20 protein-coding genes and 2 pseudogenes are annotated in these 25,907 nt (G+C 56.1%); 15 read left to right on the plus strand and 7 right to left on the minus strand.

The features are described 5' to 3' along the window. Positions 1–78 precede the first annotated feature (78 nt). The 3 genes from yieE (at position 79) to cirA (ending at position 4,768) form a co-directional block, all read left to right on the plus strand. Positions 79–945 (plus strand): DNA-binding transcriptional regulator YeiE, encoded by an 867-nt coding sequence (gene yieE, locus ACMGGE_RS01700; protein ID WP_069720466.1) that lies wholly within the window; start codon positions 79–81, stop codon positions 943–945. Positions 946–1,103: 158 nt separating this feature from the next. Next, positions 1,104–2,573 (plus strand): amino acid permease, encoded by a 1,470-nt coding sequence (locus ACMGGE_RS01705; RefSeq protein ID WP_008500931.1) that lies wholly within the window; start codon positions 1,104–1,106, stop codon positions 2,571–2,573. Between the two features lie 224 nt (positions 2,574–2,797). Then, complete coding sequence (gene cirA, locus ACMGGE_RS01710) at positions 2,798–4,768, plus strand: catecholate siderophore receptor CirA (protein WP_063622103.1); 1,971 nt, start codon at positions 2,798–2,800, stop codon at positions 4,766–4,768. A gap of 103 nt (positions 4,769–4,871) precedes the next feature. Here cirA and fghA read toward each other — a convergent pair whose 3' ends face one another. Then, positions 4,872–5,699 (minus strand): S-formylglutathione hydrolase, encoded by an 828-nt coding sequence (gene fghA / locus ACMGGE_RS01715; protein ID WP_420293286.1) that lies wholly within the window; start codon positions 5,697–5,699, stop codon positions 4,872–4,874. Between the two features lie 138 nt (positions 5,700–5,837). Between fghA and ACMGGE_RS01720 the strand changes: the two genes are divergently transcribed. The 7 genes from ACMGGE_RS01720 to mglC all read left to right on the plus strand — a co-directional run bounded on the left by ACMGGE_RS01720 (position 5,838) and on the right by mglC (position 14,031). After that, on the plus strand, positions 5,838–6,986 hold the full coding sequence (locus ACMGGE_RS01720) for a YbfB/YjiJ family MFS transporter (RefSeq protein WP_420293287.1): 1,149 nt from the start codon (positions 5,838–5,840) through the stop codon (positions 6,984–6,986). A 102-nt stretch (positions 6,987–7,088) separates the two neighbouring features. After that, positions 7,089–7,757 (plus strand): GTP cyclohydrolase I FolE, encoded by a 669-nt coding sequence (folE, locus tag ACMGGE_RS01725; RefSeq protein WP_008500927.1) that lies wholly within the window; start codon positions 7,089–7,091, stop codon positions 7,755–7,757. A 19-nt stretch (positions 7,758–7,776) separates the two neighbouring features. After that, a complete protein-coding gene (gene yeiB / locus ACMGGE_RS01730) occupies positions 7,777–8,934 on the plus strand; it encodes a DUF418 domain-containing protein YeiB (RefSeq protein WP_420293288.1) in 1,158 nt (385 codons plus the stop codon). A 155-nt stretch (positions 8,935–9,089) separates the two neighbouring features. Next, positions 9,090–10,112: an HTH-type transcriptional regulator GalS gene (galS, locus tag ACMGGE_RS01735; RefSeq protein ID WP_420293289.1), complete on the plus strand. Its 1,023-nt coding sequence runs from the start codon at positions 9,090–9,092 to the stop codon at positions 10,110–10,112. Positions 10,113–10,406: 294 nt separating this feature from the next. Beyond that, positions 10,407–11,405, plus strand: a complete 999-nt coding sequence (gene mglB / locus ACMGGE_RS01740) for a galactose/glucose ABC transporter substrate-binding protein MglB (RefSeq protein ID WP_008500923.1) — start codon at positions 10,407–10,409, stop codon at positions 11,403–11,405. A gap of 79 nt (positions 11,406–11,484) precedes the next feature. Then, positions 11,485–13,005 (plus strand): galactose/methyl galactoside ABC transporter ATP-binding protein MglA, encoded by a 1,521-nt coding sequence (mglA, locus tag ACMGGE_RS01745; RefSeq protein ID WP_008500922.1) that lies wholly within the window; start codon positions 11,485–11,487, stop codon positions 13,003–13,005. A gap of 15 nt (positions 13,006–13,020) precedes the next feature. Then, positions 13,021–14,031, plus strand: coding sequence for a galactose/methyl galactoside ABC transporter permease MglC (mglC, locus tag ACMGGE_RS01750; protein ID WP_008500921.1), 1,011 nt, complete (start codon positions 13,021–13,023; stop codon positions 14,029–14,031). A gap of 50 nt (positions 14,032–14,081) precedes the next feature. On the opposite strand, the gene ACMGGE_RS01755 is transcribed toward mglC, so the two are convergent. The 6 genes and pseudogenes from ACMGGE_RS01755 to ACMGGE_RS01780 all read right to left on the minus strand — a co-directional run bounded on the left by ACMGGE_RS01755 (position 14,082) and on the right by ACMGGE_RS01780 (position 19,434). Beyond that, complete coding sequence (locus ACMGGE_RS01755; RefSeq protein ID WP_420294165.1) at positions 14,082–15,470, minus strand: glutamine synthetase family protein; 1,389 nt, start codon at positions 15,468–15,470, stop codon at positions 14,082–14,084. A gap of 124 nt (positions 15,471–15,594) precedes the next feature. After that, positions 15,595–16,310, minus strand: a pseudogene (sanA, locus tag ACMGGE_RS01760) (outer membrane permeability protein SanA). 127 nt (positions 16,311–16,437) lie between these two features. Then, positions 16,438–17,322: a cytidine deaminase gene (gene cdd / locus ACMGGE_RS01765; protein WP_420293290.1), complete on the minus strand. Its 885-nt coding sequence runs from the start codon at positions 17,320–17,322 to the stop codon at positions 16,438–16,440. Positions 17,323–17,451: 129 nt separating this feature from the next. Beyond that, complete coding sequence (locus ACMGGE_RS01770) at positions 17,452–18,147, minus strand: CidB/LrgB family autolysis modulator (RefSeq protein WP_420293291.1); 696 nt, start codon at positions 18,145–18,147, stop codon at positions 17,452–17,454. Further along, positions 18,144–18,539 (minus strand): CidA/LrgA family protein, encoded by a 396-nt coding sequence (locus ACMGGE_RS01775; protein ID WP_045908676.1) that lies wholly within the window; start codon positions 18,537–18,539, stop codon positions 18,144–18,146. The genes ACMGGE_RS01770 and ACMGGE_RS01775 overlap by 4 nt, the downstream gene beginning before the upstream one ends. Before the next feature lie 184 nt (positions 18,540–18,723). Continuing rightward, a complete protein-coding gene (locus ACMGGE_RS01780) occupies positions 18,724–19,434 on the minus strand; it encodes a type 1 glutamine amidotransferase (RefSeq protein ID WP_196346822.1) in 711 nt (236 codons plus the stop codon). 59 nt (positions 19,435–19,493) lie between these two features. Here ACMGGE_RS01780 and ACMGGE_RS01785 point away from each other — a divergent pair, with 59 nt between their 5' ends. The 5 genes and pseudogenes from ACMGGE_RS01785 to bglF form a co-directional block, all read left to right on the plus strand. Beyond that, positions 19,494–20,291 (plus strand): AraC family transcriptional regulator, encoded by a 798-nt coding sequence (locus ACMGGE_RS01785; RefSeq protein WP_094943257.1) that lies wholly within the window; start codon positions 19,494–19,496, stop codon positions 20,289–20,291. A 41-nt stretch (positions 20,292–20,332) separates the two neighbouring features. Further along, positions 20,333–21,265, plus strand: a complete 933-nt coding sequence (gene dusC, locus ACMGGE_RS01790; RefSeq protein ID WP_045908673.1) for a tRNA dihydrouridine(16) synthase DusC — start codon at positions 20,333–20,335, stop codon at positions 21,263–21,265. Between the two features lie 358 nt (positions 21,266–21,623). Beyond that, on the plus strand, positions 21,624–22,913 hold the full coding sequence (locus ACMGGE_RS01795) for a carbohydrate porin (protein WP_420294166.1): 1,290 nt from the start codon (positions 21,624–21,626) through the stop codon (positions 22,911–22,913). Between the two features lie 166 nt (positions 22,914–23,079). Beyond that, positions 23,080–23,913 carry a BglG family transcription antiterminator LicT gene (licT, locus tag ACMGGE_RS01800; RefSeq protein WP_023616723.1) on the plus strand — a complete coding sequence of 278 codons (834 nt, stop codon included), beginning with the start codon at positions 23,080–23,082 and terminating at the stop codon, positions 23,911–23,913. A 29-nt stretch (positions 23,914–23,942) separates the two neighbouring features. Beyond that, positions 23,943–25,903: pseudogene (gene bglF, locus ACMGGE_RS01805) on the plus strand (PTS beta-glucoside transporter subunit IIABC); the annotation flags it as partial. Positions 25,904–25,907 lie beyond the last annotated feature (4 nt).

Genomic DNA, 25,907 nt, shown 5'->3' on the forward strand with positions numbered 1-25,907 from the left:
CTAAAGGTTACGGCGCTCTGGCTTAAAAATAAAATTGATTATATACTTATAATCAATCTATATAAGTGGTAAGCAACCATGCACATTACTCTGCGTCAGCTGGAAGTCTTTGCCGAGGTGCTGAAAAGCGGCTCGACGACCCAGGCGTCACAAATGCTGGCGCTCTCACAGTCTGCGGTCAGCGCGGCGTTGACCGATCTTGAAGGACAGCTGGGCGTTCAGCTCTTTGACAGGGTAGGGAAGCGTCTGGTGGTCAACGAGCACGGTCGTCTTCTTTATCCGCGCGCGCTGGCGCTGCTTGAGCAGGCAATCGAAATCGAGCAGCTGTTCCGCGAAGACAACGGTGCGATCCGCGTCTACGCCAGCAGCACCATTGGGAACTACATTCTGCCGGAAGTGATTGCCCGCTACCGCCGGGATTTTCCCACCCTGCCGCTGGAGATGAGCGTGGGCAATAGCCAGGACGTCATCAACGCAGTGATCGACTTCCGTGTGGATATCGGCCTCATCGAAGGTCCCTGCCATAACGTCGATATCATTGCCGAGCCCTGGCTGGAAGACGAGCTGGTGGTGTTTGCGTCCCCGGCCTCGTCGTTATTGCAGGGAGAGGTGACGCTGGAACGGCTGGCGCAGGCGCAGTGGATCCTGCGCGAGCAGGGCTCCGGCACGCGTGAAATTGTCGATTATCTGCTGCTTTCCCATCTGCCGCATTTCCAGTTAGGGATGGAGCTTGGGAACTCTGAGGCCATTAAGCACGCCGTGCGCCACGGGCTGGGCATCAGCTGTCTTTCCCGGCGCGTTATTGCCGAACAGCTTGAAACCGGATCGCTGGTTGAAATCCCCATCCCGCTGCCGAAGCTGGTGCGCACGCTGTGGTGCATTCATCATCGTCAGAAACACCTTTCCAGCTCCCTGCAGCGTTTTCTGCGCTATTGCGAAATCTGACAGCGTCCCTCACCCCAAAGGGGAGAGGGAAAAATTATGCTTTACTTATAATCCTGGCCGCGTCATGAAGCTCTCTTATAACTGAGTATTTCTGCCGGAAGGAACGCGGATCGTCTGCTACAATCGCGCCTCATTTATTAAATGGACAGCATTTTCATATGGTTTCAGAAATTAAAACCACAGAAGCGCCCACGCTACGTCGTGAACTCAAGGCGCGTCACCTGACGATGATCGCCATTGGCGGCTCAATCGGTACAGGTCTTTTCGTTGCCTCTGGCGCAACGATTTCGGCAGCCGGCCCGGGTGGGGCACTTTTCTCTTATATCCTGATTGGCCTGATGGTGTACTTCCTGATGACCAGTCTCGGCGAACTGGCCGCGTACATGCCGGTATCCGGTTCGTTCTCGACCTACGGTCAAAAATACGTTGAAGAAGGCTTCGGCTTCGCGCTGGGCTGGAACTACTGGTACAACTGGGCGGTCACCATCGCCGTTGACCTTGTCGCCGCACAGCTGGTGATGAACTGGTGGTTCCCGGATACGCCGGGCTGGATCTGGAGCGCCCTGTTCCTGGCCGTCATCTTCCTGCTGAACTACATCTCCGTGCGCGGTTTCGGCGAAGCGGAATACTGGTTCTCTTTGATCAAAGTGGCAACCGTCATCATCTTTATCGTCGTCGGTGTGGCGATGATCGTTGGTATTTTCAAAGGCGCAGAACCTGCGGGCTGGAGTAACTGGACAATAGGCGATGCGCCGTTTGCCGGTGGACTGTCGGCAATGATTGGCGTGGCAATGATTGTCGGCTTCTCCTTCCAGGGAACCGAGCTGATTGGCATTGCTGCCGGTGAGTCAGAGAACCCGGAGAAGAATATTCCGCGCGCGGTTCGTCAGGTCTTCTGGCGTATCCTGCTGTTCTATGTGTTCGCGATCCTGATTATCAGCCTGATCATTCCGTACACCGATCCAAGCCTGCTGCGTAATGACGTGAAAGACATTAGCGTTAGCCCGTTCACGCTGGTCTTCCAGCATGCCGGTCTGCTTTCTGCCGCGGCAGTGATGAACGCCGTTATCCTGACCGCTGTACTGTCAGCCGGTAACTCCGGGATGTACGCGTCCACCCGTATGCTCTACACGCTGGCATGCGACGGTAAAGCACCGCGTATTTTCGCGAAGCTGTCCCGTGGCGGCGTACCGCGTAACGCGCTGTACGCCACTACGGTTATCGCCGGTCTGTGCTTCCTGACCTCTATGTTTGGCAACCAGACGGTGTACCTGTGGCTGCTTAACACCTCCGGGATGACGGGCTTTATTGCCTGGCTGGGGATTGCCATTAGCCACTATCGTTTCCGCCGTGGCTACGTCAAACAGGGTTATGACGTTAACCAGCTGCCGTATCGCTCCGGCTTCTTCCCGCTGGGTCCCATTTTCGCCTTCATTCTGTGCCTGATCATTACGCTGGGACAGAACTATGAAGCGTTCCTGGCGGACACCATTGACTGGGGCGCCGTCACGGCAACCTACATTGGCATTCCGCTGTTCCTCGTCATCTGGTTTGGTTACAAGCTGACGAAAGGAACACACTTCGTTCGCTACAGTGAAATGGAATTCCCGGAACGATTTAAACAATAACCGCACTTCCTCTCTGTTAGCCCGCTCGTTTGAGCGGGCTTTTTTATTCCTGCCCCCTGAAACAAAGATATATTTCTTAACAATTTAATTGATAATAATTATCGTTTGCTTTATCGTTATCAAAAATAAGCGTGTCACCTACCCACCGGAGATGTGGGCGGCCAGGAAGACGCTGTGAGCAATGATGATTTGATTGAGTTGTATTTACCTCATGGAGATATGGAATGTTTAGGTTGAATCCCTTCGTCAGGGGAGGACTTTGCGCGTCCGCAATGTCCCTGGCCCTGCCTGTTATCGCAGCGGAATCCGGCGACACAATGGTTGTCACGGCCTCCGCGACCGAGCAAAACCTGAAAGACGCACCGGCAAGCATCAGCGTCATCACCCAGGAAGATTTGCAGCGCAAACCCGTTCAGAACCTGAAAGATGTGTTACGGGATGTGCCGGGCGTGCAGCTCACGAGCGAAGGGGACAACCGTAAAGGGGTAAGTATTCGCGGACTGGACAGCAGCTACACGCTGATCCTGATCGACGGCAAGCGCGTCAATTCCCGTAACGCGGTGTTCCGCCATAATGATTTCGACCTCAACTGGGTGCCGGTTGACGCCATTGAACGAATTGAAGTGGTGCGTGGGCCGATGTCTTCTCTTTACGGCTCCGATGCGCTGGGCGGCGTGGTAAACATTATCACCAAAAAAATCGGCCAGAAATGGACGGGTACCCTGAGCGCCGATTCCACAATTCAGGAACATCGCGACCGTGGAGACACCTACAACGGTCAATTCTATACCAGCGGTCCGCTGGTGGACGGTCTGCTGGGGCTGAAAGCCTACGGTAGCCTCGCAAAGCGTGAGAAAGACGGTCAGCAGAAGTCCTCTACCACGGCGAGCGGTGAAACACCGCGCATTGAAGGCTTTACCAGCCGCGATGGGAATGTGGAATTCGCCTGGACGCCGTCTGAAAATCATGACTTTACGGCGGGCTACGGTTTCGACCGTCAGGATCGTGACTCGGATTCCCTCGACAAAAACCGCCTTGAGCGTCAGAACTACTCTCTTAGCCACAACGGCCGCTGGGGCGTCGGCAACAGCGAGCTGAAGGTGTACGGCGAGAAGGTGGATAACAAAAACCCGGGCAACAGCAATACGATCACCTCCGAGAGCAACGCGGTGGACGGGAAATACGTGCTGCCGTTGGGCGACATCAACCAGCTGATGACCTTCGGGGGCGAATGGCGTCACGATAAGCTGAAGGATCCGGTCAACCTGACGGGCGGTTCCGGCAGCAGTACGTCGACAAGCCAGTATGCCCTGTTCCTGGAGGACGAGTGGCGTATTTTTGAACCTCTGGCGCTGACCACCGGCATCCGTATGGATGACCATGATACCTACGGCGACCACTGGAGCCCGCGCGCCTATCTGGTCTACAACGCGACCGATACCGTAACGGTGAAAGGGGGCTGGGCGACCGCGTTTAAAGCGCCGTCACTGCTGCAGCTGAGCCCGGACTGGGTCACCGGCTCGTGCCGCGGTGCCTGTGAGATTGTCGGTAACCCGGATCTGAAACCAGAGACCAGCGAGAGCTTCGAGTTCGGTCTCTACTACAGCGGGGAAGAGGGCTGGTTAGAGGGCGTGCAGGCCAGCGTGACCACCTTCCAGAATAACGTCGATGACCGCATCAGCATCAGCCGTACGGCCAATGCGAAGCAGGCGCAGAGCTACCCTAACTACGTTGGCCTGAATGCGGACGGTGAACCGATATTCCGCTATTACAACGTCAACAAGGCGCGCATCCGTGGGGTGGAGACCGAGCTGAAATTCCCGCTGGCGGACGACTGGAAAGTGACGCTGAACTACACCTACAACGACGGTCGTGATATCAGCAACGGCGGCAACAAGCCGTTGTCCGATCTGCCGTTCCACACCGCCAACGGGACCGTTGACTGGAAGGCGACGCAGGACTGGTCGTTCTATGTTCAGGGCAACTACACCGGTGAGAAACGCGCGCTGACCAGCAGCGACCCAACGCCGGGTGGCTATGTTATCTGGAATACCGGCGCCGCGTGGCAGGCGACGAAAAGCGTGAAGCTGCGTGCGGGCGTGCAGAACCTGCTGGACAAAGATCTGAGCCGCGACGATTACAGCTACACGGAAGATGGCCGTCGCTACTTTGTCGGTGTGGATTATAAGTTCTGATGGGGTAATGTGCCGGGTGGCGGCTGCGCCTTACCCGGCCTACATAAGGGCACAGGCCCGTAGGCCCGGTAAGCGAAGCGCCACCGGGCAAAACAGGCAGCGCTTATGCAAATAAATGCTCCGCATGGAAGCGGAGATGATCCTCAATAAAGGACGCAATGAAGTAATAGCTGTGATCGTAACCCGGCTGAATGCGCAGCGTCAGCGGCCAGTCTTTCTGGCGTGCCGCTTCTGCCAGCACCGCAGGCTGCAGCTGTCCGGCGAGGAACTGGTCCGCATCACCCTGATCGATAAGGGTGGGAATGGCCTCTTCAGCTTTGCTGGCCAGCATCAGCGCGCAGCTGTCCCATGCCTGCCATTTTTCCGCATCCTCACCCAGATAGTGTGTGAAGGCTTTCTGCCCCCACGGCACCTGTGTTGGGTTCACAATCGGTGCAAATGCCGACACGCTGACGTATTTCCCCGGATTTTTCAGCGCCATGATGAGCGCCCCGTGTCCGCCCATTGAGTGGCCGCTGATTGCGCAGCGCTCGCCGACCGCAAACTGCGACTGCACCAGCGCAGGAAGTTCATCGCGAAGGTAATCATACATGCGGTAGTGGCGCGCCCAGGGCTGCTCGGTCGCATTGAGATAAAACCCGGCGCCTTTGCCCAGGTCGTATCCGGCATCGTCGGCCACACCGTCGCCACGCGGGCTGGTGTCTGGCATCACCAGCGCAATGCCCAGCTCGGCGGCAATACGCTGCGCGCCCGCTTTGGTGGTGAAGTTTTCGTCGTTGCAGGTCAGGCCGGAAAGCCAGAACAGAACCGGTGGATTTTCCATCGGCGGCAGGAAAATGCTGAACGTCATTGCACAGTTCAGGGTGGTGGAGTCGTGCCGCCAGCGCTGCTGTCGACCTTCAAAACAACGGTGCTCTTCGAGCAGTTCCATGCAGGGCTCCTTAATGAGAATGCGTATTCATAAAAACCATAATACAGCCTTTTCATTGACCTGTGAGTAACTTTCACTTTCGCCAGACGGCGAGATGCTGCATCATAAATTTACTTTTCTTTAACAATTGGAGCGGTCATGGCGCTGCGTATTGCGCTCAGTGGGTTTGTCGTGCTGGTGGTGGCGATGGGGATAGGGCGCTTTGCTTTTACGCCCCAGGTGCCGCTGATGATTGCTGCCGGACAGCTTACGCTGACCAGCGCGGGTCTGGTGGCGGCGATGAACTATCTGGGCTATCTGGTGGGCGCGTGGGATGCGATGCGTGCGCACCGCTTCGTTGAAACGCGCCTCTGGCTTGGCATCACCGGCGCGGTGGCGCTGACGCTGCTCTCCGCGGCGGCGGAGAACGCCGTCGTGCACGGCCTGCTGCGTTTTGTCATCGGCTGCATGAGCGGCTGGTCGATGGTACTCATTGCCGCCTGGACAAACGAACGGCTGGGACAGCTGGGTAAACCGGGTCTGAGCGCTGCCGTATTTGCCGGGCCGGGGGCGGGTATTGCGCTGAGCGGCCTGCTCGCCGTCTATATTCAGGCGAAGTTCCTGTCGGCCGGGGCGGCATGGCAAATCTACGGCGTGCTGGCGCTGGTGCTGATTGCCCTGGTGGCGCGCTACCTGCCGCGATCCGGGCAACTCCATCGACCCGGCACCGCGCCGGAGCCGCTGGTGCTGACGGCGGATTTAACGCGTCTGGTCTGGAGCTACAGCCTGGCCGGGTTTGGCTATATCCTCCCGGCGACCTTCCTGTCGCAAATGGCGGCCGTGCGTTTTCCCGGCAGCCTGTTTGCCCAGTTTGTCTGGCCGATTTTTGGTCTCGCCGCCGTGGTGGGGATTGCGCTCAGTATTCTGTTACGCCATACCTCAACGGCTAACCGCAGGCTTGCTATCGTACTGTGGTTACAGGGGGCGGGCGTGCTGGCGGCCTGGCTGCTGCCGGGGATTGGCGGGTTGCTGACGGGCGGGCTGCTGGTGGGCGGTGGCTTTTTGTGTGCCGTGCAGCTCTCTCTTTTATACGGTCGTGAGCTGGCGCCAAACCACACGCGCTATATGGCGGGCCTGCTCACCACCGGGTATGCGATTGGGCAGTTGATTGGCCCCGTCACCTCGGCGTTATCAACCTGGCTTACCCACCGGCTGGAGCCGGCGCTGGGGCTGGCGGGCGTGGCGCTGTTCGTTGGAGGAGCCCTGGTCTGGAATCGTCACGCTGAAAGGCAACAGCAATTGCAATAATTATCGTCGTGAATACTGGATTATGTGCGCCGCCTCACGCACAATGAACGCATACTTTTGCCACAACGAGGGCAAAAGACGCCACACCTGCAGGAGAACAAAATGTCATCACTCAGTAAAGAAGCTGCCCTGGTCCACGAAGCCCTGGTTGCGCGCGGTCTTGAAACGCCACTGCGTCCGCCCGTACAGGACTTGGACAATGAAACCCGCAAGCGTCTGATTGCCGGTCATATGACCGACATCATGGAGCTGCTGAATCTCGATCTGAGTGACGACAGTCTGATGGAGACGCCGCACCGCATCGCAAAAATGTACGTCGACGAAATTTTCTCGGGCCTGGATTACGCCAACTTCCCGAAAATCACCGTCATTGAAAACAAGATGAAAGTGGATGAGATGGTGACGGTTCGCGATATCACGCTGACCAGCACCTGCGAACACCATTTTGTGACCATCGACGGTAAAGCGACCGTGGCGTATATCCCCAAAGATACGGTGATTGGCCTGTCGAAGATCAACCGCATCGTGCAGTTCTTCGCTCAGCGTCCGCAGGTGCAGGAGCGCCTGACCCAGCAGATCCTGACCGCGCTGCAAACGCTGCTGGGCACCAATAACGTGGCCGTCTCTATCGACGCGGTTCACTACTGCGTGAAAGCGCGCGGCGTGCGCGATGCCACCAGTGCGACCACTACAACCTCGCTGGGCGGTCTGTTTAAATCGAGCCAGAATACCCGCCAGGAGTTCCTGCGCGCCGTACGTCACCACAACTAAGTCTTACAGGGCAGGGACCATGGAGCGAAACGTCACGCTCGATTTTGTTCGCGGCGTCGCCATTCTCGGTATCCTGCTGCTTAATATCACCGCCTTCGGTTTGCCGAAGGCGGCGTATCTTAATCCCGCGTGGTATGGCGATATTACCCGCAGTGATGCCTGGACCTGGGCAATCCTCGATCTCTTTGCGCAGGTCAAATTCCTCACGCTCTTTGCCCTGCTGTTTGGCGCAGGCCTGCAGCTTCTCCTCAAACGCGGCACGCGCTGGATCCAGTCGCGCCTGACGCTGCTGGTTATCCTCGGCTTTATCCATGGCCTGTTCTTCTGGGACGGCGATATTCTTCTTGCCTATGGGTTAGTCGGGCTCATCTGCTGGCGCCTCATTCGCGATGCGCACAGCGTTAAAAGCCTGTTCAACACCGGGGTGATGCTCTATGTCATGGGGCTTGGAGTATTGTTGCTGCTGGGGATGATTTCCGGCGAGACGACAAACCGTGCCTGGATCCCGGATGCCGCTAACCTGCAGTACGAGCAGTTCTGGAAGCTGAAAGACGGTACGGAAGCGATAAGCAACCGCGCGGATATGCTGGGGGACAACCTCCTTGCGCTGGGCGCGCAATACGGCTGGCAGCTGGCGGGTATGATGCTGATGGGCGCGTCACTGATGCGCACCGGCTGGCTGAAAGGGGAATTCAGCCTGCGTCACTATCGCCGTACCGGCGTCGGTCTGGTGCTGCTCGGCGTGCTGATTAATCTCCCGGCGGTGATGGTGCAGTGGCACATCCACTGGGATTACCGCTGGTGCGCGTTCCTGCTCCAGGTGCCGCGTGAACTGAGCGCGCCGTTTCAGACCATCGGCTACGCGGCGCTGATCTACGGCTTCTGGCCCTCGCTTTCTCGTCTGTGGATGGTCAGCGCTATCGCCTGCGTGGGCCGCATGGCGTTGAGCAATTACCTCCTGCAAACGCTGATTTGCACCACGCTTTTCTATCGCTTTGGCCTGTTTATGAAATTCGACCGCCTTACGCTGCTGGCGTTTGTTATTCCGGTCTGGGCAGTAAACCTGGCGTTTTCTGTGCTCTGGCTACGCTATTTCCGCCAGGGACCGCTGGAGTGGGTATGGCGTCAGTTAACCGCACGTGCTTCAGGGATATCATTGAAAAATACATCCAGATAACGATCTGGATCACAATCATTAACAAAACGGATGTAAGCGTTTTCATGACTGTGAGCTTCTTCACGTAGTCCCCTTTCTCTCGCTGCCAAAATAGCCACCTTGCTAAACACAGGGGGTGTCTGTGAGTTGCTGCAATTCTTTGAAGGATGGTGAATATGATCACCATTCGTGACGTCGCCCGTCAGGCGGGCGTTTCTGTGGCTACCGTCTCACGCGTGCTCAACAATAGCGCGCTGGTCAGCCCTGAAACCCGTGAAACCGTAATGAAGGCCGTGACCCAGCTCGGGTACCGGCCAAATGCCAATGCTCAGGCGCTTGCGACGCAGGTTAGCGACACCATCGGCGTGGTGGTGATGGATGTCTCAGATGCCTTTTTCGGCGCACTGGTGAAAGCGGTCGATATGGTCGCCCAGCAGCATCAGAAATATGTCCTGATCGGCAATAGCTATCATGAGGCGGAAAAAGAACGTCATGCCATTGAAGTGCTGATCCGCCAGCGCTGTAACGCCTTGATTGTCCATTCAAAAGCCTTGAGCGATGAAGAGCTAACCGGATTGATGGAGCAGATCCCGGGTATGGTGCTGATCAACCGCATCGTCCCCGGCTATGCCCACCGCTGCGTCGGGCTGGATAACGTTAGCGGCGCCATGATGGCCACGAAAATGCTCATCAACAATGGACATCAGCGGATCGGTTATCTGGCCTCCAGCCATCAGATTGAAGATGACGAACTGCGGCGCGAAGGGTGGCAAAACGCCCTGAAAGAGCACGGCATTACGCCATCCGAAAGCTGGGTGGGGACCGGCACGCCGGACATGCAGGGCGGTGAAGCGGCGATGGTAGAGCTGCTGGGCCGCAATCTGCAGCTGTCTGCGGTGTTTGCCTATAATGACAGCATGGCGGCAGGCGCCCTGACGGCGCTGAAGGATAACGGGATTGCGGTGCCACAGCATTTATCACTCATTGGTTTTGATGATATCCCGATTGCCCGTTACACCGACCCGCAGCTGACAACCGTGCGTTATCCCATTGCCTCTATGGCGAAACTGGCGACTGAGCTGGCGTTACAGGGGGCTGCTGGCATGCTGGATCCGGGGGCAACACACTGTTTTATGCCGACTTTAGTGCGTCGCCACTCCGTCGCGGTCCGGCAAACTGTGGTTCCGATCACTAACTGATTACATGTGGTGATGTAACCGTTTTCAATCTGTGAGTAAATTCACAGTATCTTAACAAGGCGCTGACTATGATGTCAGCGTTTTAGGGGCTGAAACGCTATGTAACAGTGATTATTCACTTTCACTATAGCCAATGTGCCGCAAACAACGAATAAAACGCATTTCTGGAGCGTTACCGAACACGGAAGAGAGAAATTTTATAAGTGAACCTCGGCTGTCAGTAACGTTTTATTAACATCTGCCCGCCGCTCGTTATTCACAAGAACTACCCTGCATAAAAAAACCGGAGATACCATGAATAAGAAGGTGTTGACCCTGTCTGCTGTAATGGCAAGCATGCTTTTTGGTGCAGCAGCGCACGCTGCGGATACCCGTATTGGTGTGACCATCTATAAATACGACGACAACTTCATGTCTGTTGTGCGTAAAGCGATTGAGAAAGATGCGAAAGCAGCGCCAGACGTTCAGCTGCTGATGAACGACTCCCAGAATGACCAGTCCAAACAGAACGACCAGATCGACGTTCTGCTGGCGAAAGGCGTGAAAGCCCTGGCCATCAACCTGGTTGACCCGGCTGCAGCAGGCACGGTTATTGAAAAAGCGCGCGGCCAGAACGTGCCGATCGTCTTCTTCAACAAAGAACCTTCCCGTAAGGCGCTGGATAGCTACGATAAAGCGTATTACGTCGGTACCGACTCCAAAGAGTCCGGTATTATTCAGGGCGATCTGATCGCGAAACACTGGGCGGCGAACCCGAACTGGGACCTGAACAAAGACGGTCAGATTCAGTTCGTGCTGCTGAAAGGCGAACCTGGCCATCCGGATGCTGAAGCGCGTACCACCTACGTTATCAAAGAGCTGAACGACAAGGGCCTGAAAACCCAGCAGCTGGCGTTAGATACCGCGATGTGGGATACCGCTCAGGCGAAAGATAAGATGGACGCGTGGCTGTCCGGCCCTAACGCCAACAAAATCGAAGTGGTTATCGCCAACAACGATGCGATGGCAATGGGTGCGGTAGAAGCGCTGAAAGCACACAACAAATCCTCTATCCCGGTATTCGGTGTGGATGCGCTGCCAGAAGCGCTGGCGCTGGTTAAATCCGGTGCGATGGCCGGTACCGTGCTGAACGATGCCAACAACCAGGCGAAAGCGACCTTCGATCTGGCGAAAAACCTGGCCGATGGCAAAGGTGCGGCAGATGGCACTAACTGGAAAATTGACAACAAAATCGTTCGCGTACCTTACGTGGGCGTAGACCAGTCCAACCTGGCTGAGTTTATCGGTAAATAAGTAAGCGGTACTGTCTCCACTGGGCGCAATTCGTTGCGCCCTTTTATAACGCGATATGCGAGGCCAACAAGGTATAATTATGGTCAGCACAACAACTCAGTCATCCGGTGAATACCTGTTGGAAATGAGCGGTATCAACAAGTCATTTCCCGGCGTTAAGGCACTCGATAATGTTAATTTAAAAGTGCGTCCTCACTCTATTCATGCCTTAATGGGGGAGAACGGTGCGGGTAAATCAACATTATTAAAATGTCTTTTTGGGATCTATCAAAAAGATTCTGGCAGCATTCTTTTTCAGGGGAAAGAGATCGATTTCCATTCAGCGAAAGAAGCACTGGAAAACGGTATCTCGATGGTTCACCAGGAATTAAACCTGGTGCTGCAGCGTTCAGTCATGGATAACATGTGGTTGGGGCGTTATCCCACCAAAGGTGTCTTTGTCGATCAGGACAAAATGTATCGCGACACCAAGGCGATTTTTGACGAGCTGGATATTGATATCGATCCGCGCGCCCGCGTGGGAACATTATCCGTCTCCCAGATGCAGATGATCGAAATTGCCAAAGCGTTCTCCTATGATGCGAAAATCGTCATCATGGACGAACCGACATCGTCATTAACGGAAAAAGAGGTTAACCACCTTTTTACCATTATTCGTAAGCTGAAAGATCGCGGCTGCGGCATTGTGTACATCTCCCACAAAATGGAAGAGATCTTCCAGCTGTGCGATGAGATCACCATCCTGCGCGACGGCCAGTGGATTGCCACGCAGCCGCTGGAAGGGCTGGACATGGACAAGATCATCGCCATGATGGTCGGCCGTTCGCTGAACCAGCGCTTCCCGGACAAAGAAAACAAGCCGGGTGAAGTGATTCTGGAAGTGCGCAATCTGACCTCATTGCGTCAGCCGTCTATTCGCGATGTCTCCTTCGACCTGCACAAGGGTGAAATCCTGGGGATTGCCGGGCTGGTGGGGGCAAAGCGTACCGATATCGTAGAAACCCTGTTTGGCATTCGTGAGAAAGCCGAAGGCACCATTACGCTGCACGGTAAGAAAATCAATAACCACAACGCCAACGAAGCCATTAATAATGGTTTTGCGCTGGTGACGGAAGAGCGTCGTTCGACCGGTATTTATGCTTATCTGGATATTAACTTTAACTCGTTAATTTCTAACATTCGCAATTACAAAAACAAAGTCGGGCTGCTGGATAACTCCCGCATGAAGAGCGATACCCAATGGGTAATTGACTCCATGCGCGTAAAAACGCCAGGCCACCGCACCCAGATTGGTTCGCTGTCAGGCGGTAACCAGCAGAAAGTGATTATTGGCCGTTGGTTATTAACGCAGCCAGAAATTCTGATGCTGGATGAGCCGACTCGCGGTATTGACGTCGGTGCGAAGTTTGAAATTTATCAGCTGATTGCCGAGCTGGCGAAAAAGAATAAAGGGATCATTATTATTTCTTCCGAAATGCCGGAATTGTTAGGGATCACGGACCGTATTCTGGTTATGAGCAATGGTCTCGTCGCCGGTATTGTTGACACCAAAACGACAACGCAAAATGAAATTTTGCGTCTTGCGTCTTTGCACCTTTAAGATCAGGGGCTCCTCATGAGTGCGTTAAATAAAAAAAGTTTTCTCACTTACCTGAAAGAAGGCGGTATTTACGTTGTTCTTTTAGTCTTGCTGGCAATCATCATTTTCCAGGACCCTACGTTCTTAAGCCTGCTGAACCTGAGTAACATTCTGACCCAGTCCTCCGTGCGTATTATCATTGCGCTGGGCGTGGCGGGCCTGATCGTGACCCAGGGGACGGACCTCTCCGCGGGGCGTCAGGTAGGTCTGGCGGCGGTTATCGCGGCAACCCTGCTGCAGTCGATGGAAAACGCCAACAAGGTCTTCCCGGAAATGGCCACCATGCCGATTTTCGTGGTGATCCTGATTGTCTGCGCCATCGGTGCGGTGATTGGTCTGATCAACGGTATTATCATCGCCTACCTGAACGTGACGCCATTCATCACCACCCTGGGTACGATGATCATCGTTTACGGTATCAACTCCCTGTACTACGACTTCGTCGGTGCTTCGCCCATCTCGGGCTTTGACAGCGGCTTCTCGACCTTTACGCAAGGGTTTATCGCGCTGGGCAGCTTCCGCCTGTCGTATATCACCTTCTATGCGCTGATTGCGGTCGCCTTCGTCTGGATCCTGTGGAACAAAACGCGCTTTGGCAAAAACATCTTCGCTATCGGCGGTAACCCGGAAGCGGCGAAAGTCTCCGGCGTAAACGTTGCCCTGAACCTGCTCATCATCTATGCCCTGTCCGGGGTGTTCTACGCCTTCGGCGGGATGCTGGAAGCGGGCCGTATCGGCTCTGCAACGAACAACCTTGGCTTCATGTACGAACTGGATGCGATTGCAGCCTGCGTGGTGGGCGGCGTCTCCTTCAGCGGCGGTGTGGGGACGGTGCTCGGTGTGGTGACCGGTGTGATCATCTTCACCGTCATCAACTATGGGTTGACCTACATCGGCGTGAACCCGTACTGGCAGTACATCATCAAGGGCGCCATCATTATCTTCGCGGTTGCGCTGGATTCACTGAAGTACGCCCGTAAGAAGTAATCGTTTCTCGCCATACCCGGCCCGCTCACCGAGCGGGCTTTTTTTATGCCCTATGCCAGATGGGACTCCTCCTGCGTCACAATGCGCTCAAACCAGTCGAGTTCAGAAAGCTTGCAGGCGACCCACTGTTCGGAAAAGGCGTCGCCCAGGCTGTCGGTGAGATACTCACAGCGGGCAAAGGCCTCAATCGCCTCCTGCTGGAACAGCGGCAGTTCGGGTTGGTCATGCTGCGGCTCAGGGAGATCCCCCTCGTCGATATGTTCCAGCCCGTACAGCATGCCTGTCAGGATAGTGGCCGCCACCAGATACGGATTCGCATCGGCCCCGGCCAGCCGGTACTCAATACGACGATTGCCGTCATCCGAGCAGGGAATACGCAAGGCGGCGGAGCGGGTGTTATAGCCCCAGGAGTTAAAGACGGGTTCCGTCAGGTTTTTACGCAGGCGACGAAACGCGTTGACCCCCGGCGCAAGAATGGCGACGGAGGCGGGCATTAGCGCCAGCTGGCCCGCGATGCACAAACGCATCATGCTGCTCAGCGCGTTCACCGGCGAGGCAAAAACATTTTCGCCACGGCTGTTGTTCAGGCTGAAATGGATGTGCAAACCGCTGCCGGACAGCTGGCTGAAAGGCTTAGCCATAAAGTTGGCCTGAAGACCGTGCTTTTCAGCGACATAGCGGGTCAGGCGGCGCAGGGCCAGCACGTTATCACAGACCTCAACGACGCGCTGGCTGTGCTTCAGGTTTAATTCGTACTGTCCGGACTCGGCTTCCGCTACGACCCCTGACAGCGGGATGCGCTGCAGGTGCGCCAGCTGTTCCAGCTCGTCAAACAGCGCCGCATGCGCCGACGAGGTATCCATATGAAAACAGCCCTGATTTTGCGGATCGCGCTCGCCCTGTCCCGTCAGGTAAAACTCGATTTCCGGGGCAATGACCGGGAAAAGGCCGTGCTGATGGAAGCGGGCCACGACGTTCTGCAGTATCGCGCGCGGCTCAAGCGGGCAGGGGTTACCGTCGCTGTCTTTCATCGTCAGCAGGATCTGCGCGGTGTGCTCCGGATCCTGCGGACAGGGACGCAAAGAGCCGGCGACCGGGACGCACAGCCGATCGGGTTCATCATAAAGCGGGGCGGCGATTTTTCCCTTCTGATCCATTGAGTAGACGGAAAGCGGAAAATAACAGCCTTTTTCCAGACTCAGCATGCTCTCCACCGAGAGGCGCTTGCCGCGCATCGTGCCGTTGATATCGTTCAGGTAAACGTCAACATGTTTCGTTTGCGGGTAACGTTCCAGATAATCGGCTACTTCCACGGCAACGTTGTGCTGCAGGGCGTCAATTTTTTCATCCAGCCAGAGACCAGAATTAAGTGCGCCAGGGAGTGATAAGCCGGGAAAGTTAAAGTATGGGCGGAGACTTTTGAGGAAAAACGCATTCATTATCGAGTTCATAGTCATTCTTCAATGAAGCCGTAGCGGCAATGAACTCAGCTTAAAAGAGCCGACGTAAAGGGGAGATAAAAAGCGTCAGGCCCGGCGTAAAGAAAGTATAAAGACGGTCCCGCTATTTCTCTTTTTTCTGCATATCGAGCAGCTGCTCAGGCGTGACGGCCGGGTAACCCTGCGCGTCTTCCGGCACTTCGTGCATCGCCGGAATCGGCACCAGCGGGCCTAAAAAGCGCGGTTCGCGCTTAAAGATATACAGATCGGCCAGGGCACCAAAGCGGGCGCCGAACTCGCGCACGCGCACGCTCAGCATATCTTTTGGCGACGGCACCGCGTAACACTGCGCCTGAATACCCATGTGCAGCGCGATAAACAGCGCACGCTCGCAGTGAAAGCGCTGGGTGATGATGATGAAGTCGTTGGTGTCGAAGACCTTGCGCGTGCGCACGATGGAGTCCAGGGTGCGAAACCGGCGTAGTCGAGCACGATATCGGCTGGATCCACGCCTGCGGCAATCAGGTCCTTACGCATCGTCACCGGTTCATTGTAGCTTTGCAGCGCGTTATCGCCGCTCAGCAGCAGATAGTTCACCTTGCCGCTGTTGTAGGCATTCAGCGCGCCCTGGATGCGGTAACGGTAATACTGGTTGATGACGCCGGTGCGGTAATACTTGGCGGTGCCGAGCACCACGCCAACCTGACGATAGGGCAGGTCCTGCAGGTCATCAAAGATGTAGGGGGCGGTTTTCCAGCTCATCCAGCGGTCGAGACCGAGCACGATCAACAGCAGTATGCCGACCAGGACAGACAGGCTGTAAAAAACGCGCTTTAACATGCAGATGGCTCGTACCGAAGGTGAAATTTAACTCAGGCTACTTTACCCGTCTGGTTAGCGCAAGAAACAGCGACTCAACTGAGGGGTTTTTCAGCAAACTGGCGGGCATTTCTGCCCGCCGGAAGGATCACGCCAGCAGTACGCGGTCAATCGTCGTACAGCACAGCGCTTTAAGCGTTGCGGCAGTGGCATCCCACTGAATCAGCGGCGCATCGGCAATTTCAGCCAGAATCGCTCGCTGAATGTCAGGATAATCATAGCCGTTCAGGCTCAGCAGGTTGAGTGCGCCCTGCAGCGGCGGCAGCGTTGGGTTAAACGCTGCGTTTTCCGCATAGCTGCCGGTGAAGATTCGGCCATCGCGGCACTGCAGCGCCACGCCGCTCGGGGACTTGCTGTACGGCGTGTGGCTCTTGTTGGCGGCGGCAATCGCCGCCTGGCTCAGGTCATCGCCGGACAGGGCGAAACCGTGGTTCTGCTCGTCCATCAGCAGGGTTTTGATCTCCAGATCTTTCGGGCCAAACGCGTCAGGCAGGTAATCCGCCAGCGTGTGCGGCGCGCGGCCTGGCAGATTGATGCGCAGCTGCAGCCCGCTGTTCAGCTCGTTCATAAACTGACGGCAGTGGCCGCACGGAGTGTAGTTAACGGTAATGGCGCTCAGCGCTTTTTCACCGCGCAGCCAGGCGTGACTGATGGCGCTCTGCTCGGCGTGCACGGTTTGCTGCATGGTTGCGCCCAGGAACTCCATGTTGCCGCCGAAGTACCAGGTGCCGCTGACGCCGCGCGCAATGGCCCCGACGTTGAAGTGGGAGAGATCGGCCCGCGCGCAGGCGGCAGCCAGAGGAAGCAGTGCGAAAGCCAGCGCGTCTTCGTCCAGTCCCGTTGCCTGTTTCAGCATCGTGACCTGCTCCGCGGTCAGCAGGGCGGGGAAGTGCGCATCTGCCAGAACGGGAGCAAGGGCTGACTGCAAATTCTCTGCAAGCTGGGCGAAAGCAGCTTGAAAACGTGGGTGCATGGCGTTTGCCTCATAAAGGTTAATGGATCGGTAGTTTACGGAGCCGTTAGGGCTTTATATGTGATCCACTTCTCATTATGTATGCAACTTATGAAATCAAAATGAAATTTGCGCGACGCATCGCAAATTTTAGCCCATCACCGCCAGAATCAGCGGGAAAATGAACGGGGCCAGCAGGGAGGTGATAATCCCGCAGATCACCAGCGCCAGGGAGCTAAACGCCCCTTCCTGATAATCCAGCTCCGCGCAGCGGGCGGTGCCCAGCGCGTGCGAGGCGGTGCCCATCGACAGCCCCCGAGCCGCCTTAGTATGAATACGCATCGCGTTCAGCAGAGTGTGGCCAAACACCGCGCCGAGAATACCGACGAAAATGACGCACATCGCGCTGATGGCCGGAATACCGCCGAGGCTGCCCCCAACCGCCATCGCGATAGGCGTGGTCACCGATTTAGGCAGAATAGAGGCGGCAATTTGCGGCGAGGCCCCCATCAACAGCGCCACCGACGTACCGGTGATCATCGCCACCAGGCTACCCACAAAACAGATGGTAATGATGGATTTCCAGCGGGCGCGGATCTGGTGCAACTGCTCGTATAAAGGAAACGCCAGCGCCACGACGGCGGGCTGCAGCAGGTCGTTTAAGATTTTGCTGCCGGCAAAGTAGCGTTCGTAAGGAATGCCGGTGAGCAGCAGGAACGGAATAATCATCACCATCGCCACCAGCAGGGGGTTCAGCAAGGGCATTTTGAAACGCGCGGCAAGCTTACGTGCGGCGAAGAACACAGCCAGGGTGAGCGGCAGCGACCACCAGATATTGTCCATCATTTTTTTGTTTTCTCCCCAATCACGTTACGTTCGCCATGCACCAGATGTGAACTCCAGCTCACCACCAGGAAAACCACCAGCGTACTGACCGCGCAGGAGACCACAATCGGGCCGAACTGGGCTTTGAGCAAATCAAAATACTGCATGACGCCCACGCCGATAGGCACGAAAAGCAGCGCCATATAGCGAATGAGGACGAAGCAGCCGGGGTTGACCCACTTTGCGGGCAGGATTTGCAGCGCCAGCAACACGAAGAGGATCAGCATGCCGATAATGCTGCCGGGGATGGTGATGGGCAGCAGCGACGCGATGAAAATCCCGGCATACAGGCAGGCGTAAATCAGGGCGAATGCGCGCAGATATTGCCAGATAATGTTCAATGATTTGCTCATGGTGATAGTCCTTGCTGAAACGCATTCATCATACAATTAAACCTAAAAATGTGCCACGGATCACATCATGAATTTTGAGCATACCAGACATTCCGGAATGGAACGTCCGGTATCACCTTAACGGTGCAGGCTACAGTTTAGAGGAAAGGGATTGCGCTGGCGAAACGGCGTGCCAGAGAAGGTATCAGCGACAGGCTGTCAGTTTATCGAGAAAAGAAAACAGCACCTGGTTCATTTCGCAATAATCATGCGAGCGGAGTTTTTCTGCCGTTTCGACAAAACGGAATTCACCCGCGCGGCGGAGGTCACTCTGCGAATGCTCAATCAGCAACTCTACCACCTCCGGCGTCAGCTCCATATGGCACTGGAAACCGTAAACCCGTTCGCTGTATTGCACGATCTGGCGGGGACAGCCCTCGCTGTACGCCAGAACCTTAGCCTGCGGCGTCAACCCAGGCATGTCGTTATGCCAGTGACCGACGTTCAGCACGCTGCCAAAGTCCTCAAACAGCGGGTTCGCCTTGCCTGCATCTGTGAGCCTGACGGGAAATTTGCCGATCTCTTTTTCCGGGCTGTGGCAAAACGCTGCGCCCAGCGCTTCACCGATAAGCTGCGAGCCCAGACAAACGCCTATCACCGTTTTACCTGCCTCTATCGCGCGGCTGATGAGTGCCTTTTCCGCCTGCGCATCAAACCAGGGGCATTCCTCACGCGTGGTGGCGGGGGACTGCGGGCCTCCCATGATGATAAGCAGGTCTGTGTGCCCCAGCGCCTCGGGTACAGGATCGCCCTGATAAACTCTGGTGTAGCTCAGACTGCAGCCGCGACTTTTCCCCCAGATTTCATAGGCGCCTGGTGCCTCGAAATGTTCATGAATAATAAAATGGATGTGCATTGCGTCTCTCTCTGGTTACGTGTACAAGCAGCATCATAAGAGGAAGGGGGAAATGTGAAATGCCAACCGTTATCGATAAAACGCCAATTCACGACGATGCTATCGGATGGTCAAGAGGGGCGATTCGCTATACGCGCGGCGAAGTCGATCCGCCTCATCAGCATTCGCAGGGACAACTTTTGTTTGCCATCAAAGGAGTCATGCTGGTCGAAACCGGCAGCAAACGCTGGGTCATACCGCCGCAGCGCGCGCTGTGGATCCCTCCCTTTCAGGAGCATACCTACAGCGTGTTATCCGCAACGGAGCTGCGCGCGGTCTGGTTTAGCCCGGCGCTGATAGCGCAATGCGAGCCTTTTAAGCGGAAAGACGAGGTTCACGTGATTATGGCAACAGCGTTGTTCAAAGAGCTGATTGCCGGGCTGTTCAGCGCGGAATACCGGCCAGCCAGTCAGCGCAGCATGGCCGTTTTGCTGCTCGATATCCTCAGTGAAGCTCAGCAAATCTCGGCCGAATTACCGATGCCCGTGGATGAGCGCTTACATCGCATTGCCTGTGACATCATTGCCAACAATCTCTGGGATCTCTCTCTGGAAAGGCTGGCGGAACGGGCCGCGATGTCTGAACGCACGTTTTCACGCGCGTTTATCAACGATACCGGCTTTAGCTTCCGGGCCTGGCGACAGCGAGCCAGGATTTGTGCCTCGCTGGATCTGCTCGCCAACGGATACCCGGTTAAGCAGGTGGCCTGGATGCTGGGCTTTTCCGGCCCGGCGGCATTTGCGGCGGCGTTTCGCGCCATTGTTGGGGCAACGCCGGGTGACTTTCTGCCTGAACAGAAGCGCTTCCCAGCGATATAGAGAGCGGCTACTATAGCGCGTCTTTTTTCACAGGTACTGCTATGCGTGTTTTACTGGCCCCAATGGAAGGCGTGCTCGACTCCCTCGTGCGCGAGCTTCTGACCGAGGTGAACGACTACGATCTCTGCGTGACGGAGTTCCTGCGCGTGGTCGATATGCTGTTGCCGGTAAAATCCTTCTTCCGGCTTTGCCCCGAGCTGCACAACCAGAGCCGGACCTCTTCCGGCACGCTGGTGCGTATTCAGCTCCTCGGCCAGTATCCGGAATGGCTGGCGGAAAATGCCGCCCGCGCGGTTGAGCTGGGCTCTTACGGGGTAGATCTCAACTGCGGCTGTCCGTCTAAGCTGGTGAACGGCAGCGGCGGCGGAGCGACGTTGCTGAAAGATCCTGAACTGATTTACCGCGGCGCGAAAGCTATGCGCGAGGCGGTACCCGCGCATTTGCCGGTGACGGTTAAGGTTCGCCTGGGGTGGGACAGCGATGCGCGGCAGTTTGAAATCGCCGATGCGGTACAGCAGGCCGGCGCCACCGAGCTGGTGGTGCATGGCCGTACCAAAGAAGATGGCTACAAAGCCGATCGCATTAACTGGCAGGCGATCGGTGAGATCCGCAAACGCCTCACCATTCCGGTGATCGCTAACGGCGAAATCTGGGACTACGAGAGCGCGCAGGCCTGTCTGAACGCCACCGGCTGCGATGCGGTAATGATCGGCCGTGGCGCGCTGAACGTGCCTAACCTCAGCCGGGTGGTGAAATATAACGAACCGCGGATGCCGTGGGCAGACGTCGTCACGCTGCTGCAAAAATACAGCCGTCTGGAAAAGCAGGGCGACACCGGTTTGTATCACGTCGCGCGAATTAAGCAGTGGCTGAGTTATTTACGCAAAGAGTACGATGAAGCGCTGGGATTATTTCAGGAGATTCGTACTTTACAGACGTCGGCTGATATTGCCCGGGTGATTCAGTCCAAATAATAAGCGTTAAATTGCTCACACTTTTTTAAAACAGAAAACAGTTCCGGTTTTAAACGTGGCGCGACGGTGTTAAGGTGCCACTGTTTTCAACGCAGGATTGTTACTGGTTAACAGGCAAAACCTAAGCGTTTCACAGCATTTTCGCTGTGGAGCGCTTAGGTTTTTTTTTGCCTGTCGTTTACGCAGGAGAGACATTTGGCTTAGCGCTTTTTAATGATTTTAAAAAATGAATTCTCGACAGGAAATAGAAAAATTTCCTGCGGCCGGTTACGCACTCAATACTCAATCACAGGTTGTTATTATGGCATATAAAAATAAACTCTATGCGCTCGCCTTATTGGCGATATCCCCGCTGTCGATGGCGCAAGACTGGAACGGAACGGTATTAGGGTTTGAATCTCCGCCGGAGCCTGTTCTCGGCGAAATGCTCGGCATACGTAAAATCCTTAACGATAACGGTTTTACCTACAACCTCGGATACCTGAATGAAATTGGCTGGAACGGCGGTGGTGGATATAACCACGACTCCCACGTGGCCTATATTGACCAGTTCGCGCTGACCTTCAACCAGGATCTGGAGCGCTGGACCGGTATCCCGGACGCGCGTATTGAGGGGAACATCGTCAACCGCAACCACAATGACGATCTCACCACCAAACGCGTGCAGGACCCGCGCGTCAACTTCAACGATCTGACTCAGGAGAGTTGGGGCGGGCAGTCGATTACCCGTCTGGGCTGGCTGACTTTTGCCCGCAGCTTTGACGACAGGCGTCTGACCTGGCGCATCGGGATGATGAACAAGGTACAAACCTTCGATCAAATTATCCCCTGTGATTTCCAGCTGCTGTCCCAGTGCGGCGGGAAGTCAGCCAACTCGCTGACCTGGAACAACTGGAATGTGCACACCTGGGGCACCACGCTTGCGTATAAACTCACGCCGACGCTAACCCTGAAGGGTGGCGTGATGGAGCAGAATCCGCAGGCCGCCAGCCGCAGCCATGCGTGGAGCTGGTCGACGAAGGGCAGCAAAGGGATCTTACTGCCGGTTGAAATCGAAGCGCGTCCACTGATTAACGGCCTGCCGGGCGCGTACAACCTGGGCGTGGTGTTTACCAACGCGCCGCAAACCGATCTCTATCGCGGCAAATCGGGTGGGGCGGGGGCGACGGACCCGGACGGATTCGACACGCACAGCCGGACCTGGTTTATGTACGCCGGACTGAACCAGCAGCTAACGCAGCATCAGGATGATCCGAATCGCGGGTTGAGTACCTCGTTCAGCATGAGCCTTGCGGATCAGAGCAGTAACTACATGCACCAGGTTTACGCCGCCTCGCTGCGCTACCGCGGGCTGTTTGATGCGCGACCGGAAGACTGGATTGGCTTTGGCTTAACCTGGATTGATATGAGCAGCCAGTACGCCCGCAACCAGCGTTACCTGAACAGCCTGAGCGGCGTAAGCGATTATGACAATCCGGCATATCACCCGGTGCCGGGCCATTCCCTGAACGGCGAGTTTTACTACCGTTTTCGTCCGGTGTCATGGCTTGAACTGCAGCCGGGCATGCAGTACTGGCACCATCCCGGTGGGGTCAGTCGCACCCAGGATGCCTGGGTCACCGAGCTGAAAACGGTGGTGACCTTCTGATATCACCGTAGCAAGTTCGATCCGCGTCACGTTTCTGACGCGTGACGCATTGAGGCTACGAATGAAACTGATAGAGTGCCAGAACTGGATTGTTACTGCTTAGGCAGGCAAAACCTGATTTTCTGGCATCTGCCGGAGGTCAGGTTTTTTTGTTTCTGGGGTTCAGATGAAAATCGCCAAGATACTCAATAATAACGTGGTGGTTGTTCAGGATGAGCGCGGGCGCGAACAGGTGGTGATGGGCCGTGGGCTGGCCTTTCAGAAGCGCGTCGGTGAAGCGCTGGATACCGCGTTGGTTGAAAAGGTGTTTGCGTTACAAAGTGATGAACTGGTGCGTCGGCTCGGAGAGCTGCTGAGTCAAATTCCGCTGGAGGTGATGACCACCTGCGACCGCATCATCGGGCTGGCGGCGCAGCGGCTGGGCAAGCTGCAGGAGAGCTTGTATATCACCCTTACCGATCACTGCTACTTTGCGATTGAGCGGCAGAAGAACGGGTTGGCCATCAAAAACGTGCTGCTGTGGGATATTAAACGGCTGTATCCGAAGGAGTTCGAGTTAGGGCAGGAGGCGCGGGCCATTATCGCCAGACGCCTGAACGTCGAACTGGAGGAGGATGAGGCCGGTTTTATCGCCCTGCATCTGGTCACCGCGCAGCTGAACAGCGAAATGCCGGAGGTGATGCACGTGACGCGGGTGATGCAGGAGATCCTGCAGCTGGTGAAGTATCAGCTGCAGCTTGAGTATGACGAAGAGTCGCTCAGCTATCAGCGTTTTGTCACCCACCTGAAATTTTTTGCCCAGCGGATGCTCACCCGCACCGTGGTGGAAGATGACGATGTCTCGCTGCATACGGCAGTCAAAGACAACTACGCGAAGGCGTGGAAATGCGCCGAGAAAATCGCACAGCACCTGAACAAAAGCTATCAGCGTGAGCTGACAACCGAAGAAATTATGTTCCTCGCCATTCATATCGAGCGGGTGAGAAAAGAGGGGCGTTAAGCCTCAAACAGGATTGTTACTGCACTACGCAGGCAAAACCTGAGCGCGGCCTTCGTCAGAAGGCCGTTCTCGGGTTTTTTTATTTTTTGTACTCAGTCAACAGGTGCCTGCGGGCATCGGATGTAAGGAAATCGAGATGGAATACCAGGCTTTAGCGAAGGATATTCTCGGCCACGTTGGCGGAAAAGAGAACATCGTCAGTCTTGTGCACTGCGCGACCCGGCTTCGCTTCAAACTGAAAGACAATCAACGGGCGGATGCAGAAGGGCTCAAGAAAAATCCGGGCGTGATCATGGTGGTCGAAAGCGGCGGCCAGTTTCAGGTGGTGATTGGCAACCACGTTCACGACGTCTGGCAGGCTGTCCGCAATGAAGCAGGCCTGACCGACGACGCCCCTGTCGTGGAAGAGAAGGGTGAAAAGGGTAACCTGTTGGGCCGTCTGATTGATATCGTCTCCGGGATCTTTACCCCGTTTATTGGCATTCTGGCCGCGTCCGGTATTCTGAAGGGGCTGCTGGCGCTGGCCGTGGTGTGCGGCTGGCTCACGACCGGGAGCGGCACGTATAAAATCTGGTTTGCTGCCAGCGACGCGCTGTTCTTCTTCTTCCCGCTGGTGCTGGGCTATACCGCCGGGAAAAAGTTCGGTGGCAACCCGTTTATTACCATGGTGATCGGCGGGGCGCTCACCCATCCGGTGATGATTGCGGCGTTCAACGCCAGCCAGCAGCCGGGCGCGGTGTCGGAAGCCTTTTTGGGCATTCCCGTCACCTGGTTTAACTACAGCTCGTCGGTGATCCCGATTATTCTCGCCGCGTGGGTAAGCTGCTGGCTGGAAAAGCAGAGCACCAGGCTGCTGCCTTCCTCAATGAAAAACTTCTTCGCGCCGCTGATCTGTCTTGCCGTGACCGTGCCGCTGACTTTCCTTGTTATCGGGCCGCTGGCGACCTGGCTGAGCCAGATGCTGGCGAACGGCTATCAGAGTATTTACGTTCTGGCACCGTGGCTGGCGGGCGCGGCGATGGGCGCGCTGTGGCAGGTCTGCGTTATTTTTGGCCTGCACTGGGGGCTGGTGCCGCTGATGATCAACAACCTGGCGGTGCTGGGGCATGACTCCATGCTGCCGATGCTCTTGCCTGCGGTGTTCGGCCAGGTGGGGGCGGCACTGGGCATTTTCCTGCGTACCCGCGATGCGCGTCAGAAAATGCTGGCCGGTTCATCCGTGACGGCAGGGTTTTTCGGTATCACCGAACCCGCAGTGTATGGCGTAAACCTGCCGCTGCGCCGTCCGTTTATTTTTGGCTGCGTGGCAGGCGCTATCGGCGGAGCGATTGTCGGCTTTAGTGACACCCACGTTTACTCTTTCGGCTTCGCCAATATCTTTACTGTCGCCCAGATGATCCCGCCGGGCGGCGTGGACGCCACGCTGTGGGGCGGCATTATCGGTACGGTGGTGGCGCTGGTGCTGAGCTGCGGCCTGACGCTGGTCGCCGGTATGCCAGGAAACACCGCGCCAGAAGGGGTGGTCACCGCGGGCGAAAACGATGTGCTATCACCGATGACCGGTACCGTTCTTGCGCTCGACCAGGTGCCGGATACCACCTTTGCCAGCGGCCTGCTGGGCAGCGGCGCCGCGATTATTCCCTCCGATAACAAAGTGGTTGCCCCGTTTGCTGGCGTGGTGGCCTCGCTGTTCCAGACCAAACACGCCATTGGCCTGCTCAGTAACAGCGGAATAGAAGTGTTGATCCATGTGGGTATCGACACCGTGAAGCTCGACGGCAAGCCGTTTACCGCCCATGTGAAGGTCGGTGACACGGTGCAACCCGGCGATCTGCTGCTGGAGTTTGACCGACAGGCGATTATCGATGCCGGATACGATCTGGCGACCCCGATTATTATCAGTAACAGCGATGAGTATCGCGACGTGGTGACCGTGGCGGCAACGTCCGTCAATGCTGGTGCGCCGTTACTCAGCGTAAGCCATCAATAACAGG

Origin of the sequence: Enterobacter sp. BNK-22 (assembly GCF_048684805.1) — a bacterium.
In the GTDB taxonomy this organism is placed as follows: Bacteria; Pseudomonadota; Gammaproteobacteria; order Enterobacterales; family Enterobacteriaceae; genus Enterobacter; species Enterobacter quasiroggenkampii.